Annotated in this window: 15 protein-coding genes; 8 read left to right on the top strand and 7 right to left on the bottom strand. The window is 60.4% G+C overall.

Annotated elements, in window-relative coordinates:
* Positions 1–129: 129 nt before the first annotated feature.
* Entirely contained in the window at positions 130–2,580 is a 2,451-nt protein-coding gene (locus AC1RJ3_RS04545; protein ID WP_493077656.1) for a penicillin acylase family protein, read from the bottom strand.
* A 335-nt stretch (positions 2,581–2,915) separates the two neighbouring features.
* Between AC1RJ3_RS04545 and AC1RJ3_RS04540 the strand changes: the two genes are divergently transcribed.
* Positions 2,916–3,473 (top strand): cysteine hydrolase family protein, encoded by a 558-nt coding sequence (locus AC1RJ3_RS04540; RefSeq protein ID WP_493077654.1) that lies wholly within the window; start codon positions 2,916–2,918, stop codon positions 3,471–3,473.
* A 118-nt stretch (positions 3,474–3,591) separates the two neighbouring features.
* Here AC1RJ3_RS04540 and AC1RJ3_RS04535 read toward each other — a convergent pair whose 3' ends face one another.
* Genes AC1RJ3_RS04535 through AC1RJ3_RS04520 form a run of 4 tightly spaced genes read right to left on the bottom strand, consistent with a single transcriptional unit; the run spans position 3,592 to position 5,316 of the window.
* Positions 3,592–3,801 carry an SEC-C metal-binding domain-containing protein gene (locus tag AC1RJ3_RS04535; protein ID WP_007906737.1) on the bottom strand — a complete coding sequence of 70 codons (210 nt, stop codon included), beginning with the start codon at positions 3,799–3,801 and terminating at the stop codon, positions 3,592–3,594.
* 5 nt (positions 3,802–3,806) lie between these two features.
* The gene (locus tag AC1RJ3_RS04530; RefSeq protein WP_493077652.1) at positions 3,807–4,292 is read right to left on the bottom strand and encodes an LEA/WHy family protein; all 486 of its coding nucleotides are present in this window, start codon (positions 4,290–4,292) and stop codon (positions 3,807–3,809) included.
* 45 nt (positions 4,293–4,337) lie between these two features.
* On the bottom strand, positions 4,338–4,814 hold the full coding sequence (locus AC1RJ3_RS04525) for a YchJ family protein (protein ID WP_054595996.1): 477 nt from the start codon (positions 4,812–4,814) through the stop codon (positions 4,338–4,340).
* 4 nt (positions 4,815–4,818) lie between these two features.
* Positions 4,819–5,316: a DUF6231 family protein gene (locus tag AC1RJ3_RS04520; protein ID WP_054595997.1), complete on the bottom strand. Its 498-nt coding sequence runs from the start codon at positions 5,314–5,316 to the stop codon at positions 4,819–4,821.
* A gap of 252 nt (positions 5,317–5,568) precedes the next feature.
* Between AC1RJ3_RS04520 and AC1RJ3_RS04515 the strand changes: the two genes are divergently transcribed.
* Positions 5,569–5,847, top strand: a complete 279-nt coding sequence (locus AC1RJ3_RS04515; RefSeq protein WP_347929128.1) for a DUF1145 domain-containing protein — start codon at positions 5,569–5,571, stop codon at positions 5,845–5,847.
* On the top strand, positions 5,840–6,598 hold the full coding sequence (locus tag AC1RJ3_RS04510; protein ID WP_103315455.1) for a hypothetical protein: 759 nt from the start codon (positions 5,840–5,842) through the stop codon (positions 6,596–6,598). The genes AC1RJ3_RS04515 and AC1RJ3_RS04510 overlap by 8 nt, the downstream gene beginning before the upstream one ends.
* A gap of 185 nt (positions 6,599–6,783) precedes the next feature.
* Here AC1RJ3_RS04510 and AC1RJ3_RS04505 read toward each other — a convergent pair whose 3' ends face one another.
* Entirely contained in the window at positions 6,784–7,248 is a 465-nt protein-coding gene (locus AC1RJ3_RS04505; protein WP_054596000.1) for a CopD family protein, read from the bottom strand.
* A gap of 99 nt (positions 7,249–7,347) precedes the next feature.
* Between AC1RJ3_RS04505 and dinG the strand changes: the two genes are divergently transcribed.
* The 5 genes from dinG to pdxH all read left to right on the top strand — a co-directional run bounded on the left by dinG (position 7,348) and on the right by pdxH (position 15,116).
* Positions 7,348–9,492 (top strand): ATP-dependent DNA helicase DinG, encoded by a 2,145-nt coding sequence (gene dinG / locus AC1RJ3_RS04500; protein WP_493077648.1) that lies wholly within the window; start codon positions 7,348–7,350, stop codon positions 9,490–9,492.
* Between the two features lie 95 nt (positions 9,493–9,587).
* A complete protein-coding gene (locus AC1RJ3_RS04495) occupies positions 9,588–11,975 on the top strand; it encodes a beta-galactosidase (RefSeq protein WP_493077646.1) in 2,388 nt (795 codons plus the stop codon).
* 139 nt (positions 11,976–12,114) lie between these two features.
* Positions 12,115–13,260 (top strand): serine hydrolase domain-containing protein, encoded by a 1,146-nt coding sequence (locus AC1RJ3_RS04490; RefSeq protein ID WP_427533554.1) that lies wholly within the window; start codon positions 12,115–12,117, stop codon positions 13,258–13,260.
* Between the two features lie 143 nt (positions 13,261–13,403).
* Entirely contained in the window at positions 13,404–14,429 is a 1,026-nt protein-coding gene (locus AC1RJ3_RS04485; RefSeq protein ID WP_054596002.1) for an OmpA family protein, read from the top strand.
* Between the two features lie 39 nt (positions 14,430–14,468).
* On the top strand, positions 14,469–15,116 hold the full coding sequence (gene pdxH / locus AC1RJ3_RS04480) for a pyridoxamine 5'-phosphate oxidase (RefSeq protein ID WP_054596003.1): 648 nt from the start codon (positions 14,469–14,471) through the stop codon (positions 15,114–15,116).
* Between the two features lie 5 nt (positions 15,117–15,121).
* Here the strand turns inward: pdxH and AC1RJ3_RS04475 are convergent, their stop codons facing one another.
* On the bottom strand, positions 15,122–15,358 hold the full coding sequence (locus AC1RJ3_RS04475; RefSeq protein WP_054596004.1) for a hypothetical protein: 237 nt from the start codon (positions 15,356–15,358) through the stop codon (positions 15,122–15,124).
* Between the last annotated feature and the right edge of the window lie 47 nt (positions 15,359–15,405).

Raw genomic sequence — 15,405 nt, 5'->3', positions numbered from 1 at the left:
TTAAAAGATGATTCAAGACACGTCTGGAGAGGAATCGTGCCCAAAAACGGGCGTGAACAAATTGCCGCACCAAAGTAGAGCGATCGGTGGCGAGGAAGCAAGCTCCCTCGTCACTGATCGCTCTACGTGTTACTTGCCTGGCACCAGGGTCAGCCGCGTTTTGCCATATATCTTGTCGAAGTTCTGCGGTTGCATCGGCAAGCTCATGTATTGGCCTTTGAGCCACGGGTCGATGCTGTCGATATAGTTCGGGCTGGCCGGGTTACCGGATTGGCCGGTGCCGCTCTGACCCATCAGCGGTTCGGCCTGGCCGAAGTCGACAATGAAACGCATGGCCGGCACCCGCGTCACGTTGAAGTCCTGCCCCCACGTGTACGCGGCAGCATTCAATGTGGTGTGGTCACCTCCGGCTGACATGGCGCCACGCACGGTCTGGCCTCGGCTGTTTTTCCATTCGTAGTGGTGCAGTTTGCCCCACTGCCAGGCTTTGTGGTCGGCACCCATCTGGCTCTCGCCGGCGGTAATGGCCGCGGCCAGGCTACGGGCGAGAATGGTCGGTTTGTCTTCTTTTTGCTGCGTGCGCAGGTCATCCCAGAACGGGCTGTCTTCGCGACCCAGCAAATGGTCGGCCTGGGCCGAGTAGGACAATTTGCCGTTGGCGACGAAGGCTTTCCACGTCGGGCTGGACTCTGGGCCGAGCTCGTCGAGGAAGATCTGCTTCATGCTTTCTTGCAGGAACAGTTCATAGATCGCTGCGTCGGCCGAAGTCGGGCTGAGCTTGCCGTCGAACGCCATCAAGCGGTTGTAAGCTTCGCGCGCTTTGCCGGCTTCGGCAGCAGGCAGTGCGTCGATCGCCTGTTTCAGAGGCTGGGACATGCCCGGGGCTTCAAACATCTTTTTCAGTTTGGCGGCGAACAGCGTGGTCTGGTCGTACTGCATCGCGATCATGCTGCGGCTGTCGTGCTTGCCGGCAGCCGCCAGCTCGGCGATGCGCTCGCCACGCTCGGGCGCGGCCCAGGAGTTGGACAGCTGCATGCCGTAACCATGAGGGATGACCCGCTGGTTGGCGGTGCCGACCCAGCCTTGGGCCGGGTCCTGGTCATAAGGGTGGAGCATCGGGTCGGCGTAACCGTCCCAGTCGTAACGACCTTCCCAGCCCGGCGATGGCAACAGGCCTTCACCTTCGCGGCGGTTCGGGAAGCGCCCGGTGACTTGCCAGCCGATGTGGCTGGCATCGGCGAATACCATGTTCAGCGCGATAGCGCGGATTTCACGGCTGGCGTCCGAGGCTTTCTCTGCGCTCTGTGCACGGGACAAGTCGAAGAAGGCATCGAGGCTCTTGTCGTCGGTAAAGTTCGGCATCTGCAACGCCAGACCGAAACCATTGCCCAGTGCGCTGCCTTGAGCGCTGTTGAGCAGCGGGCCGTGGCGGGTTTCGTACACGGCTTCGCGAATCGGCCGCTGGCCTTTGACGAAGTAGGTTTCGTTGCGAACCGTCACCGGTTGCCATTTGCCTGAGACTTCGTAGCTCAGGCCATTGCCTTGACGCTTGAGTTTTTCAAGGAACAGGTCCTGGTTATCGCCCATGACCGCGGTCATGCTCCACGCCACTTTACTGTTGAAACCGGCGAGGACCATCGGCAGGCCGGCAATGGAAACCCCGGCCGCCTGGTACTTCGGCGAACGGATCTGTACGTAGTTCCACAGCGACGGCACGCCAATCGGGAATTGGCTGTCGCTGGCCAGCAGGCTCTTGCCGCTGCGACTGCGCTGCGGGGCAATTGCCCAGTTGCTCGACGCCGTGGCGCCGAGCAAATTCAATGCGGACAACTGGTCGCCGGCTTTACTGAGTTCGCTCAGGCCCGGGATCGTGCCGTTGAGCTTCACGCCTTTAAGCTTTTCAGCTTCGGCGAGTGGCAGCTTTTCGTCCGGATACGACGGCAACAGCCACGGGAGTTTGTCTGTCGTGACGGTTTGCGCCATCACCAGCGAAGCGATTTCTTGCGGCAGGTTGGCTGACTGGCTGAAGTTCAGCAGGCAGAAAATCAGCGCCGAATCTTCCGGTTTCCAGTATTCAGGTTGGTAGCCAGTGGCGGCCAGGTCCGACGGCAGCTTGTCGCGATAGCGGAACAGGTAGGCGTTGACCCCGCGTGCATAGACTTCAAAGAAGCGTTGCAGGCGCGGAGAGGAGGCCTTGTAGAGCTCGTCGGCACTTTTCTTCAGGTTGACTGCGCGCATGTAGCGGTCAGCGTCGAGCATCTCTGCGCCGGACATCTCCGACAGGCGACCCTGGGCCAGCAGGCGCATGGTGACCATCTGGGTGATGCGATCACTGGCGTGTACGTAGCCGAGGGTGAACAGTGCGTCGTGGAAGGTGTTGCTTTCGATCAGCGGCACGCCCATGGCATTGCGCCGCACTGAAACGTTCTGCGCCAACCCTTTGAGCGGCTGCACGCCTGCGGTGGGTGGCAGGCTGTCCTGGGCATTCCAGGTCTGGCAACCGGTGAGGCTGAGCACACTGGCCACTGCTGCGGCAACGCCGAACCGGGGAAGAAAAGATGTAAAGGCTGGCGAGGCCATGGCAAAGCTCCTGCGGGAGTAGAGGCGCAATAAAGGCGCTACGTTAGTGAGCAGGAGAAGGCCGCGCAAGCGGGTGCCGATCTTATTTCAAGGTTTGTCCGATAAATCAAAGAATTTGACGCTGGAGGCTGTATCTGTGGTGGGGGAGCTTGCTCCCGCTGGACTGCGTAGCAGTCCCATTTTCAGGCCCGCTTCGCGCCCCAGCGGGAGCAAGCTCCCTCGCCACAGGGGACTGCGCTGTTTTCAGGGGATTGGCGTTCACGATGACTTGCCTGGAGGAGGGTGTGATGCTCAAGTGTGGAAAATTCAATGACCCGTGCAAGAGATAACTCGCCATGGAACTTCAGGCAAACGCAGTGCTTATTCTGATCGATCAGCAAAAAGGCATTCATCACCCCAGGCTTGGACCACGCAATAACCCCCACGCCGAGGAGCGGATGGCCGAGTTGTTGAGGGAATGGCGGCGCATGGCGCGGCCGGTGATTCATGTGCAGCATTTGTCCCGCTCGCCGGAATCGGTGTTCTGGCCACAGCAGTCGGGTGTCGAGTTTCAGGAACGGTTCGAGCCGCAATCGGGCGAGTGTGTGATCCAGAAACAGGTTCCGGATGCGTTCAGCGGGACGACGCTTGCAGCGGGTTTGCGTGAGGCGGGGATCGAGCAACTGATCATTGTCGGCGTGGCGACCCATAACTCGGTCGAGTCCACGGCGCGTACGGCGGGCAATCTGGGGTTTGAAACCTGGGTCGTGGAAGACGCCTGCTACACCTTCGACAAGCTCGACTTCTTCGGCAACAAGCATTCGGCGCAGGAGGTGCACGCCATGTCGCTGGGCAATCTGCACGGGGAGTATGCGACGGTGATTCGCACAGCCGAGATTCTGATGGCTGATTAAAACCTGTGGGAGCAAGGCTTGCCCGCGATGAGCGATGACGCGTAATACCTCAGATACCGAGGCGATCCTATCGCGGGCAAGCCTTGCTCCTACAGGGGGGATGCGTGCGGCTAGAGAATCAAGCGCCGTGGCACTTCTTGAACTTCTTGCCGTTGCCGCATGGGCAAGGGTCGTTGCGGCCAACGTCTTTCAACGCGTTGCGCACCGGCTCCTGGTGAGCGTGGCCGCAGTTCGGGCCATGAACATGGCCATGGTCGTGATCATGGTGGTCGTGATGGTCATGATCGTGGTTGCAGTCAGGGCCATGGACATGGGGTTGCTGGGTCATCGAGGTTACTCCGGAATGAAATCGCCGGGAATTATCTCGCCATTATTGGCCAGGTGCACGTCATTGCCGATGAATATTCCGGTTTGAAGTGTTCCTTCCAGGCGATAGGGGATCGGCTGGTCGCGTTTCTTCAGCATTTTTACCACCTCACGCAGGTGTTGCCAGAGGTTGGTGCGGATCGGCACCTGGAAATAGCTGCTGCTTTTCGGGTCGACGGTGAACCATTCGCTGGCCTCGCCTTCGGCCAGCAGGAAATCGCTTAAATGAATCCGGTACACCAGGCCGCGAACTCTAAGGTCGGAGTCGTTGGGGTTGTCGACGCGAAAGTAGAGCATGAATTTCTGCTCAAGGAGTTTGGCACGCACCACTTCGACTTTGAGCAGGTGGACTTGCGGGTCGAGGGTGTCATCAGCGAACCAGGACGCGCAGCCACCGAGGCTCAGGAACATGAACAGGGTGACAATTCGTAAGGCGCGCTGCTGATGGGTCATAGTGGTATTTCTCCTTGACCCCCAGTCTAGCCCCAAAAGATCGCCTCAAACGGTGAAATAACTCGCACAACACTTCTTGAATTTCTGCCCGCTGGCGCAGGGGCATGCATCATTGCGCCCGGCCTTGAGCTGCACGGTCGGGTCAATGAAGTACCAGCGCCCGGCGTTTTGCACAAAGGATGAGCGTTCGCGGTGGCTGTGCTCGCCGGTGCTGTCGTGCCAGCGTGCGGTGAAGGTGACGAATGCATGTTCAGGCTGGCCGCCGAAGACCTCGGAGCTTTCCACCTCAAGGCCAAGCCAGGTGCTTTGCGCGCTCCATTCGCTGATCGACTGACGATCCAGGCCTGCCTGTTGGGCGGGCAGGGTGGTGGCCACCAGATAGTCGATCAGGCCCAGCACATAGGCGCTGTAGCGCGAACGCATCAAGGCTTCGGCGCATGGCGCGGGGTGGCCGGCGTGGTAATGGCCGCAGCAGGCATCCAGCAGGGTGCCACTGCCGCACGGGCAAATGGACGTACTCATCGTGTTACCACCAGTATTTTCCGAAGTTTTCCGGATTGGCCCAGAAGCGTGAATTGAGCCAGTCAGGCACTTGTTTGTAGTCAAGCAGATCGTAGGTAAACAGTGTCAGGACCTGTTCGTCACGCTGGAAGCGTTCGCTGGCCTGCAGTGCCAAGGAAAAGAAGTCGGTTTCTTGCCAGCCGCAGGCTTTCAGGTCTGCCAGCACCGCGATGCGGCTAGCGTTGAGATTGCGAATTCCGCCGAGCAGGTTCAGGCCATCGCGTTTGGGCAGATGCTCAAGGCAGTCGAGTGCCAGCGCCAGGTCGAAGCGTTGTGCGGCAAGCTCAGGTGGCAGAGGGCCGGGCGCGACTTGCGCGACGCAGGCATCCGGGTGCGCGAGCTTGAAAGCTTCGAGCGCCGGGAAGCCGCTGGCGCCGATCAGCAACAGACGTTGTGGCGCATAACGGTCGAGCAAGGCGGCGAGTGCTTGCTGGGGCGTGCGCGAAGAAATACCTGTGGTCATCGAAGATCCTCAATCAGATGTGCGAAGACTAGCCTGCCCGAACGTGCGGGCCTAGAGGTGGTTTGCAGGCAATGGTGAGGCCCGCCGTAAATACGCGGCGAAAAGCCGTGGAGTCGAACGGGTGATGGACCGCTGATCGACAGATGCGACGCTCTAAACCGCCCGTTCAGAAGAATTTTCGTTGGCCTCTGGCTTATCCGTTGCGGAAGTCGGTACTGTGCGCGCAAAGAATAATGATCTGCGGGGGCGTACATGAAAGTGCTTTGGGGCTTGGGGAAGGGGTTGACCCTGTTGTTCTGGCTGGTGGTGCTGGTCAATCTGATCAGCCCGTTGATCGGTCCGTTTCATTTGATGATCAATCTGATCGGCTGTCTGTTGCTGATGACCCATGTTGTGGAGTTGGTGCTCTTTAACCGCAACCTTAAAGAGCGGGCTCATCCGTGGCGTGATCGCTGGCAGATCCTCATTGTCGGTATTTTCCATGTGCAAACCCTTGCAACCCCTGCCGCCGGGGAGGTTCGCCATGCGTAAGCTCTGCCTGCTCGCCGCCTTGATCAGCCCGATGGCGATGGCTCAAGTGGTCACGGTCGAGACCAACTCGCTGCTGCGTTTGCCCAATACCGCCAGCACCTTGCAGTTGGAGCGCCTGGAAGTCGCCGATAATGGCACGCTGCTGATCCCCTCGAACGTGACCGAATTGAGCGTTGGCGAGTTGCGTCTGGGCCGCGAGGCACGGATCGCCATTGTCCCCAGCGAACAGGCTCTGCAACTGAATATCAGCCGTGCGCAGCTTGCCAGTGGCAGCCAGATCACCTCGCGAGGCGCACCCGGCACTTACCTCAAGGCCGCCCGCGCCGGGCGCAACCTGAATCTGCGGATTGCCTCGCTGAATGCTCCCGAGTTGTCGGTGGATGCCCGTGGCGGCGCCGGTGCGCCAGGTTACGTGGGGCTCGATGGCGGCAACGGCCAGGAGCCGGGTTGCACATGGGGCCAGGCCGGGCATGGGGCGGATGGTGATAATGGTGGCGATGGTCATGCCGGGGCGCCGGGTGCGCAGGTCCGGGTGGAATTACCGCGTGATTACCCGGCCCAGCAGATCAAGGTGCTGGTCGACGGTGGCGCCGGCGGCGTAGCGGGTGCCGGTGGCAAGCCCGGCGCAGGCGGAAAGGCCAAGGGGTGTTTCGTCTACCGTGCCGACGGCGGTAAAAGCGGTCGTGCAGGTGCGCAAGGTCAGCCAGGTCCTGCCGGGGCGGCAGGTGCCGTGACGGTACAGCGGTTGTAAGAACTGGCGAGTCCCCTGTGGCGAGGGGGCTTGCCCCCGCCGGGTCGCAAAGCGGCCCCAGAACCAGCGCTCCCGTTCCTTCAGAATGCATGCGGTGACTGGTTTACGACTGCTTCGCCCGAGCGCGGACCGGCCGACGGGGGCAAGCCCCCTCGCCACAAAAGCCCTGCTGGGCTGCGTTATCCCTAGAACATCGGCCGAGCCGAGGCCACCGCCACCAGCAGCAGCCCCAGCAATAGATTGATCCCCACCAAGCGCCGAATCTTGCCCAGCATCGCCGCACCCGTCGGCCAATCCTCGGCCAGCACCGCTTTACGCAATTCCGGCAGATTCAGCGCCTGAATGCGGATAAACAGCGCGGTCATCACCAGATACAACCCCATCATGATCTGCACGTAACGCGGTGCGGTTTCAAAACCGCTGAAGCGCAGATGAATCAGCCCGACGCCACTGATCGGCAAGATCACCACGGCGACCCAGACCCAGACAAAAAAACCTTGAAACACTTCTACCCACAGTTTCAGTCGCGCCGGCCCTTCAAGTGCCTTCATGGCGGCGGGGCGCAGGACCATCCAGGCGAAAAACATGCCGCCGACCCAGATCAGGGCCGCCAGTACATGCAGGGTGTAAATGAGGGCGAAAGGTGTCATTGGGGTACTCCGTTCTGCGCGGGATTAATTAGCGGGGTATGATAGCCGCCGATCCGAACCACTGAAAATTTATCCAGCGTTTTTTGCGCCCGACAATCCATGATCAGCACAGAACTCAAAACCACGATCCAGGGCGCCTACTCGCGTTTTCTCGAAGCCAAGAGCCTCAAGCCGCGTTACGGCCAGCGCCTGATGATCGCCGAAATTGCCAAGGTCCTCGGTGACATCGACACCGACGACGAAGGCCGGCGCAGTGGCGACCCCGCGATTGTCGCGGTGGAAGCCGGCACCGGTACCGGGAAAACCGTGGCCTACAGCCTGGCGGCGATTCCGACTGCCAAGGCTGCCGGTAAACGCCTGGTGATCGCTACCGCGACCGTCGCCCTGCAGGAACAGATCGTCTACAAGGACCTGCCGGACCTGATGCGTAACAGCGGGCTGAACTTCAGCTTTGCGCTGGCCAAGGGCCGTGGCCGCTACATGTGCCTGTCCAAGCTCGACATGTTGTTGCAGGAAGGTCACGCGCAAACCGCTACCGCGCAGCTGTTCGAAGAAGAAGGCTTCAAGATCGAGGTCGATGAAGCCAGTCAGAAGCTGTTTACCAGCATGATCGAAAAGCTTGCCGGCAATAAATGGGACGGTGACCGCGACAGTTGGCCCACCGCCCTTGAAGATGCGGACTGGGCGCGCCTGACCACCGATCACAGTCAGTGCACCAACCGTCATTGCCCCAACTTTGGTCAGTGCGCCTTCTACAAGGCCCGCGAAGGCATGGGCAAGGTTGACGTGATTGTCACCAACCACGACATGGTCCTCGCTGACCTGGCGTTGGGCGGTGGTGCCGTGTTGCCCGACCCGCGCGACACCATCTACGTGTTCGACGAAGGCCATCACCTGCCGGACAAGGCGATCGGCCACTTCGCCCATTACACGCGTTTGCGTTCCACCGCCGACTGGCTGGAAACGACCGCCAAGAACCTCACCAAATTGCTGGCCCAGCACCCGTTGCCGGGCGATCTGGGCAAGCTGATCGAACAAGTGCCGGAGCTGGCCCGAGAGATCAAGACCCAGCAGCAGTTCATGTTTACTGCCTGCGAACAGGTTGCCGAATTCAAGCCCGGCGAAGACGTCGAGGGCCGTGAACGGCCACGTCATCGTTTCGTCGGCGGGGTGATTCCCGAGCATATGCGCGAGATGGGCGTCGAGCTGAAGAAAGGCTTCGCACGCCTGACCGATGTCTTTACCCGGCTCACCGAGCTGCTCAAGGAAGGCATGGATGGCGAGGTCAATATCGGCATCGCCAGCAATCAGGCCGAAGAATGGTATCCGCTGTTTGGTAGCCTGCTGTCCCGTTCCCAGGGCAACTGGGAGCTGTGGACCGCATTCACCGCCGAAGACCCGGAAGACAACCCGCCGATGGCGCGCTGGCTGACCCTGGCCGAAAGCGGTTCGCTGTTCGATATCGAGGTCAACGCCAGCCCGATCCTGGCGGCGGAAATGCTCCGACGCAACCTGTGGAATGTGGCTTACGGTGCGCTGGTGACCTCGGCCACCTTGACCGCACTGGGCACCTTCGACCGTTTCCGCATGCGCGCCGGTCTGCCGAAAAAGGCCGTGACGGCGGTGGTGCCGAGCCCGTTCCATCACGCTGACGCAGGCGTGCTGCGGGTGCCGGACCTGCGCGCCGACCCACGGGACGCGGCCGCGCACACCGCGGCGATCATTCGTGACCTGCCGGAACTGGTCGAAGGCTCGCGCGGCACGCTGGTGCTGTTCTCTTCGCGCAAACAGATGCAGGACGTGTTCGACGGCCTGGACCGCGACTGGCGCAAGCAAGTGTTCATTCAAGGCAACCTGTCGAAGCAGGAAACCCTGAACAAGCACAAGGCGCGGGTCGATGGCGGTGACTCCAGCGTGCTGTTCGGCCTGGCGAGTTTCGCCGAGGGTGTCGACTTGCCGGGTGCTTACTGCGAGCACGTGGTGATCGCCAAGATCCCGTTCTCGGTCCCGGACGATCCGGTCGAAGCCGCGCTGGCCGAATGGATTGAAGCCCGAGGTGGTAATCCGTTCATGGAAATCTCGGTGCCCGACGCCTCGCTCAAGCTGGTTCAGGCTTGCGGGCGCCTGCTGCGCACCGAAGAAGACCGCGGCACCATCACTTTGCTTGACCGGCGTCTGGTCACGCAACGCTACGGCAAAGCTATCCTCAACGCGCTGCCGCCGTTTCGCCGCGAAATATCTTGAGACACGGTGGGCGAAATCGCCCACTTCGTTGTCTATCCCCCCACTACCGATTCCACACAGGCCGTTCACTGGTCGTTAGGGAGAACCTGGTTCATATGATTCGCCGTTCGTTACCCGCTGTTTTTGCCCTGATGTTCGCTGCGCCACTGCTGGCGGCTCCGGCCGGACAACAGACGCTTTTCAACTTTGTCCGGCCCGCCGATGTGGTCCAGGTGGCGACCCAGGACGCCAGTCTGCCGCAGTCCAACGCAGAGCAAACGGCCGAAGGTGAAGTGCTGCGCCGGGTGACCTTCAACCCGGCGGCTCAACCGAACCTGCGTCTGACTCCGCAAAGCGGCGCCTGGGACTGGTCGCAGTCTGGTGTCATGAGCTTGCGTATCCAGAGTGCAATGAACTGGCCTGTAACGCTCTACGTGAAAATCCAGAGTAACGACGGCAAGACCTTGGTCAGCCGCATCGATTTGCCGGCCGGGCCTGCGCAAACCTTGCTGGTTCCGCTGACACCGAGTTCGCCACTGAGCCAGGGCCTGAAAGCCGGGCCGCCGATGCCGATCACTGTCGAAGGCCAGCGCGTATTGCTGACCAGCAGCACGGGTGAACTGGATCGCAGCCAGGTGGTGTCGGTGACGCTGTCGATGGATCAGCCAAAAGTCGCCCAGAGCATCATGCTTGAGCGCTTTGGCGTGCAGGACGGCGAGTCGGTGGTCAAGGCCGCCTACGGTTCGTTAGTGGACGCTTATGGTCAGTCCACGCGAGCGAAATGGCCGGAAAAAGTCACCAGCGACGAGCAACTCAAAGCGGCGGCAAACAAAGAACAACAGCAACTGAAAACCTGGCTGGCCGAGCGTAAACGCTCGTCCCTGGACACGTTCGGTGGCTGGAGCAAAGGCCCGGCGTTCAAGGCCAGTGGCTTCTTCCGCACTGAAAAGCGTGACGGTCGCTGGTATCTGGTGACCCCGGAAGGTCACCCGTTCTATTCCCTGGGAGTCAATACAGTCACCGCCGATACCAGCCAGACCTACGTCGCCGGGCGCGAATCCATGTTCGAGTCGTTGCCCGCTAACGACGAGCCATTGGCCAGCCATTACGGTGAAGGCGACAACCGCAATGGCAATGGTGCCGATCAGGGACGTGGGTTCAATGCCGGTCGCTGGTATGACTTCTACGGTGCCAACCTGCAGCGCACTTATGGCCAACCGTGTGCGGTTGTGACTGAAACCAAGGCTGATGAAGCCAAGGCCGACACCGCCACAACCCCGTGCACCTCCCACACGTTCGACGAAAAACGCTGGACCGGCCATACACTCGACCGTCTGCAAGCCTGGGGTTTCAACACCATCGGCGACTGGAGCGCCCCGGCGCTGGGCTTGAATGACCGTGTGCCGTACACCTTGCCGCTGTCCATCGTTGGCGATTACGCCAGCATCAGCACCGGCACCGACTGGTGGGGCGGCATGCCCGACCCGTTCGACCCGCGTTTCGCCATGGCCACCGAGCGTGCCGTGGCCATTGCTGCACGCGATCACCGTGACGACCCATGGCTTATCGGTTACTTCGCCGATAACGAACTGGCCTGGGCCGGTCCCGGCGATGACCCGAAGGCCCGTTATGCCTTGGCATACGGCACCTTGAAAATGACCACCGACGTGCCGGCCAAACGGGCGTTCCTCAAGCAATTGCGGGATAAATACCGTAACCAGGCGGGCCTGTCGAAAGCCTGGGGCATTGATTTGCCGGCCTGGGAATTGATGGAAGACCCGGGATTCGTGCCGCCGCTGCCAAGTGCGGAACACCCGGAAATCGAAGCCGACTTCAAGTATTTCCAGAAAGTCTTCGCCGATACCTACTTCAAGACCATTGCCGATTCGCTGAAATGGCACGCACCCAACCACCTGCTGCTCGGTGGTCGGTTTGCCACCAGCACACCTGAGGCTGTCGAGTCTTGCGCGCAGTACTGCGACGTCCTGAGCTTCAACATGTACACGCTTAAACCTCAGGACGGTTATGACTTCGCCAAACTACAGGCGTTGGACAAACCGGTGCTGATCACCGAGTTCAACTTCGGTTCGCGTGATCGCGGTCCGTTCTGGGGCGGAGTAACGGAGCTGGCGAAGGAAGAAGACCGTGGGCCGGCCTACGCCAATTTCGTCAAGCAAGCGGTGAGTGAACCGTCGATTGTCGGCGTGCATTGGTTCCAGTACCTCGATCAACCGGTGAGCGGTCGCCTGCTGGACGGTGAAAACGGCCATTTCGGTCTGGTCGGGATCACCGATCTGCCGTTCCAGGGCTTTGTCGAAAGTGTGCGCAAGGCCAACTTGCAGGCCGTCAATCAGCTCGGCAAAGAAGCCGAGAAGGCCAAGGCTGCGGCGGATAAAGCCGACAGTGCCGGTCATGAAGACACAGCTGGGAAGAAAGGCCGCGACAGCAAGGGTGCAGGGCAGGGCGCTGGCCATGCAGGTGGGCATTCCGCCAATGGTCATTAAAGCCTGCGATCTTTTGATCTTTTGATCGCTGACCTATTAACGATTACGGCAACCGCCGAGCCCGCCCCTGTTCCCAAATCGCTCAAGGGCTGGAACAATGCAGGTCATTGTGTCGAAACGTTTTTTCGGAGAGTTACGGGTGCTGATTCAGGGTCATTACGAGCTTAAATTTGAAGCGGTACGTGAAGCTTTCGCGGCACTCTTCGACGATCCCCAGGAACGCGGCGCGGCACTGTGCATTCAAATCGGCGGTGAAACCGTCGTCGACCTCTGGGCCGGTACTGCCGACAAGGACGGTCACGAGGCTTGGCACAGCGACACCATTGCCAACCTGTTCTCCTGCACCAAGACCTTTACCGCGGTGACCGCCCTGCAACTGGTCGCCGAAGGCAAGTTGCAGCTCGATGCTCCGGTCGCCAGGTATTGGCCGGAGTTCGCCGCTGCCGGCAAGGAAGCGATCACCTTGCGTCAGTTGCTCTGCCATCAGGCGGGTCTGCCGGCCTTGCGCGAATTGCTGCCACCAGAGGCGCTCTACAACTGGCAAACCATGGTTGACGCGCTGGCCGCCGAAGCCCCTTGGTGGACGCCCGGTGAAGGCCATGGTTATGCGGCGATCACTTATGGCTGGCTGGTCGGGGAACTGCTGCGACGCGCCGATGGCCGTGGTCCGGGCGAGTCGATCGTGGCACGTGTTGCGCGACCGCTGGGGCTGGATTTCCATGTCGGCCTGGCGGATGAAGAGTTCCATCGCGTGGCGCACATCGCGCGTGGCAAGGGCAATGTCGGCGATGCGGCGGCGCAGCGTTTGCTGCAAGTGACGATGCGTGAGCCGAAGGCCATGACCACTTTGGCGTTTACCAACCCGCCATCGATCATGACCAGTACCAACAAGCCGGAATGGCGTCGTATGCAACAACCGGCAGCGAATGGCCACGGCAATGCCCGCAGCCTGGCCGGGTTCTACAGCGGTCTGCTCGATGGCAGCCTGCTGGAAAGCGAGATGCTCCAGGAACTGACTCGCGAGCACAGCCTGGGCGAAGACAAGACTTTACTGACCCGGACCCGTTTCGGTCTGGGTTGTATGCTCGATCAACCGGACGTACCCAACGCGACCTTTGGCCTCGGCCCTCGAGCGTTTGGTCATCCGGGTGCTGGTGGCTCCATCGGTTTCGCTGACCCGGAACATGATGTGGCCTTCGGTTTTGTGACCAATACCCTTGGGCCATACGTGTTGATGGACCCTCGTGCGCAGAAGCTTGTGCGGGTTTTAGCCGCCTGTCTGTAAAGGGTAGTTTCAAGGCATTTTTTTGAAAAAAACTTGCCCAATGGTCGCAGGACGGAACCCTGTGGCTTCTATAGTTTCAAAGCGTCTGTTTTATACGGGTCGTAGCGGCCCACAGCTTCTTATCTCATTTTGTGGATATCCCCATGTCACTGAACAAATCTCTAGCCTTGGCACTGTGTCTCAGCATTACCGGTTGCGCGCAAACCCCACAAAATGATGCAGACGGGGCCCACTGGTGGTCATTCGGTTCCGGTTCGGACAAAGCCGCTGCCAAACCGGACGCGAAGGCCGCTGAAGACGCTGCAGCCGCGAAGGCCAAATCGACTGCAAGTGCTGCCGCGCCAACCACCCCGGCTGCAGTTCCAGGTTCTTCAGCTGCCGCAGCAGCCAAGGCCGATAGCGAAAGCAAATGGTGGTGGCCGTTCGGCGACCAGCCAAAAGCCATCACCAAGGCCGACATCAAAGATGTGCCGATGCCTGATCCGAAAATCACCCAGGCCTGGCTGGACAGCTACGAGCCACGCTTGCGGTCTGCGGTCCAGGACGGCCATATGCAGGTTGAACGTCGTGAGAACGTGCTGGTGGTCGTAGTGCCAGTGGATGACTCTTTCAACCCGAAACGTCCAGCCATGCTGCTGCCGTCGTCCCTGGGGCAGTTCACCAAGATCGCCAAGCTGGTTGAGCCCGATACCCAGGCTGCCGTCCTGGTACTTGGCCACGGCGACGCTGTGGGCACAACTTCCGACGCTCAACAACTGAGCAAGGACCGTGCGACTTCCGTTGCGTCGATCTTCAGCCTCAGTGGCTTGAAGCGTGATCGTCTGATGTTGCGTGGCATGGGCAGCTTGATGCCGCGCGCCGCCAATGACAGCGCCCAGGGCCGTGCCTTGAACCGTCGCGTGGAAATCATGCTGACCCAGCGCACCACCATGCTGGCATTGCTGAACAAATACAGCCAGCCGACCCCACCACCGGTGGAAATGGTTGCAGCGCAGCCCGTCAAGCCCGCAGCACCAGCCGTGGCCACGAAAAAAGCAACGTCGAAGAAGAAAGGCGCTGTCTCGAAAAAGGCTCCGGCGAAGAAAGCTCCGGCCAAAAAACAGCCGGCCAAGAAGCCAGCAGCTGCAGCCAAAGCGGATACAGCGGCAAAAAGCACCAGCGGCCAGTAATCGGCCAGCAACTGACTGATCAAGCACAAGGAAAACGCTATGCCCCGGACTTTGGCTGATATGCGTCGTGACTACACTCGCGATGGTTTGACCGAGGCTCAGGCCCCGGCCGAGCCATTCGCGCTGTTTCATCAGTGGTTTGCCGAGGCGGTAAATACCGAGCAACCTCCGGTCGAGGCGAATGCCATGACCCTGGCCACGGTTGATCAGGACGGTCGCCCGCATTGCCGAATCCTGTTGCTCAAGGGGCTTGATGATCAGGGGTTTACCTTCTTCACCAACTACGACAGTGCCAAGGGTCAGCAGCTGGCGGGCAATCCGTTTGCTGCCATGACCTTCTTCTGGCCGACCCTGGAGCGCCAGGTGCGTATCGAGGGTCGAGTGGTGAAGGTCACGCCGCAGGAGTCCGATGCCTATTTCCAGGTACGGCCGCTGGGCAGTCGCCTGGGGGCCTGGGCGTCTCCGCAGAGTCAGGTGATTGCCGATCGTGCCGAGCTGGAAGGGCTGCTCAAAGTCACTGAACAGCGCTTCAGCGATAGCCAGCCGCATTGCCCGGAACATTGGGGCGGCTATCGTTTGTTGCCAGAACGCATCGAGTTCTGGCAGGGTCGGGCGAGTCGTTTGCATGACCGTCTGAACTATCGTCTGCAAGGCGCGGACTGGAGTCGCGAGCGCCTGGCACCGTAAACCGGCTACACAGTGGGGTAGGTGGCAGCCGCCGCCTCCAGCCACTGTGGCAGGTCCCGACGTTTGATATTCTGCTGCCGGGCAATAGCCAATTGTTGCAGCATGAACGCCTTTTTCCGCTCGTCATTGCCGGCAAGTGCCAGCGCCAGATCACGGTCCATCCAGCGTTTGATCCGCACGTACAGCCACCAATGGAAGTACAGTCCGGCAACGGTGGTGGCGACAATGATGAAGTAATCCATGGAAATCCTTGGTGCAATGGCGCAGATTCTGGAATTTGGCGCTACTG

The sequence above is a fragment of the Pseudomonas sp. GW822-FHT04C11 genome (genome assembly GCF_058800905.1).
Note: the sequence above shows the minus strand (reverse complement) of the source record. Positions and strands in the feature narration are given on the sequence as shown.

What these genes read in the sequence shown, in the direction of transcription:
- AC1RJ3_RS04545 (WP_493077656.1), bottom strand. Translation starts at nt 2,580, where the DNA reads ATGGCCTCGCCAGCCTTTACATCTTTTCTTCCCCGGTTCGGCGTTGCC.
- AC1RJ3_RS04540 (WP_493077654.1), top strand. Translation starts at nt 2,916, where the DNA reads ATGGAACTTCAGGCAAACGCAGTGCTTATTCTGATCGATCAGCAAAAA.
- AC1RJ3_RS04535 (WP_007906737.1), bottom strand. Translation starts at nt 3,801, where the DNA reads ATGACCCAGCAACCCCATGTCCATGGCCCTGACTGCAACCACGATCAT.
- AC1RJ3_RS04530 (WP_493077652.1), bottom strand. Translation starts at nt 4,292, where the DNA reads ATGACCCATCAGCAGCGCGCCTTACGAATTGTCACCCTGTTCATGTTC.
- AC1RJ3_RS04525 (WP_054595996.1), bottom strand. Translation starts at nt 4,814, where the DNA reads ATGAGTACGTCCATTTGCCCGTGCGGCAGTGGCACCCTGCTGGATGCC.
- AC1RJ3_RS04520 (WP_054595997.1), bottom strand. Translation starts at nt 5,316, where the DNA reads ATGACCACAGGTATTTCTTCGCGCACGCCCCAGCAAGCACTCGCCGCC.
- AC1RJ3_RS04515 (WP_347929128.1), top strand. Translation starts at nt 5,569, where the DNA reads ATGAAAGTGCTTTGGGGCTTGGGGAAGGGGTTGACCCTGTTGTTCTGG.
- AC1RJ3_RS04510 (WP_103315455.1), top strand. Translation starts at nt 5,840, where the DNA reads ATGCGTAAGCTCTGCCTGCTCGCCGCCTTGATCAGCCCGATGGCGATG.
- AC1RJ3_RS04505 (WP_054596000.1), bottom strand. Translation starts at nt 7,248, where the DNA reads ATGACACCTTTCGCCCTCATTTACACCCTGCATGTACTGGCGGCCCTG.
- dinG (WP_493077648.1), top strand. Translation starts at nt 7,348, where the DNA reads ATGATCAGCACAGAACTCAAAACCACGATCCAGGGCGCCTACTCGCGT.
- AC1RJ3_RS04495 (WP_493077646.1), top strand. Translation starts at nt 9,588, where the DNA reads ATGATTCGCCGTTCGTTACCCGCTGTTTTTGCCCTGATGTTCGCTGCG.
- AC1RJ3_RS04485 (WP_054596002.1), top strand. Translation starts at nt 13,404, where the DNA reads ATGTCACTGAACAAATCTCTAGCCTTGGCACTGTGTCTCAGCATTACC.
- pdxH (WP_054596003.1), top strand. Translation starts at nt 14,469, where the DNA reads ATGCCCCGGACTTTGGCTGATATGCGTCGTGACTACACTCGCGATGGT.
- AC1RJ3_RS04475 (WP_054596004.1), bottom strand. Translation starts at nt 15,358, where the DNA reads ATGGATTACTTCATCATTGTCGCCACCACCGTTGCCGGACTGTACTTC.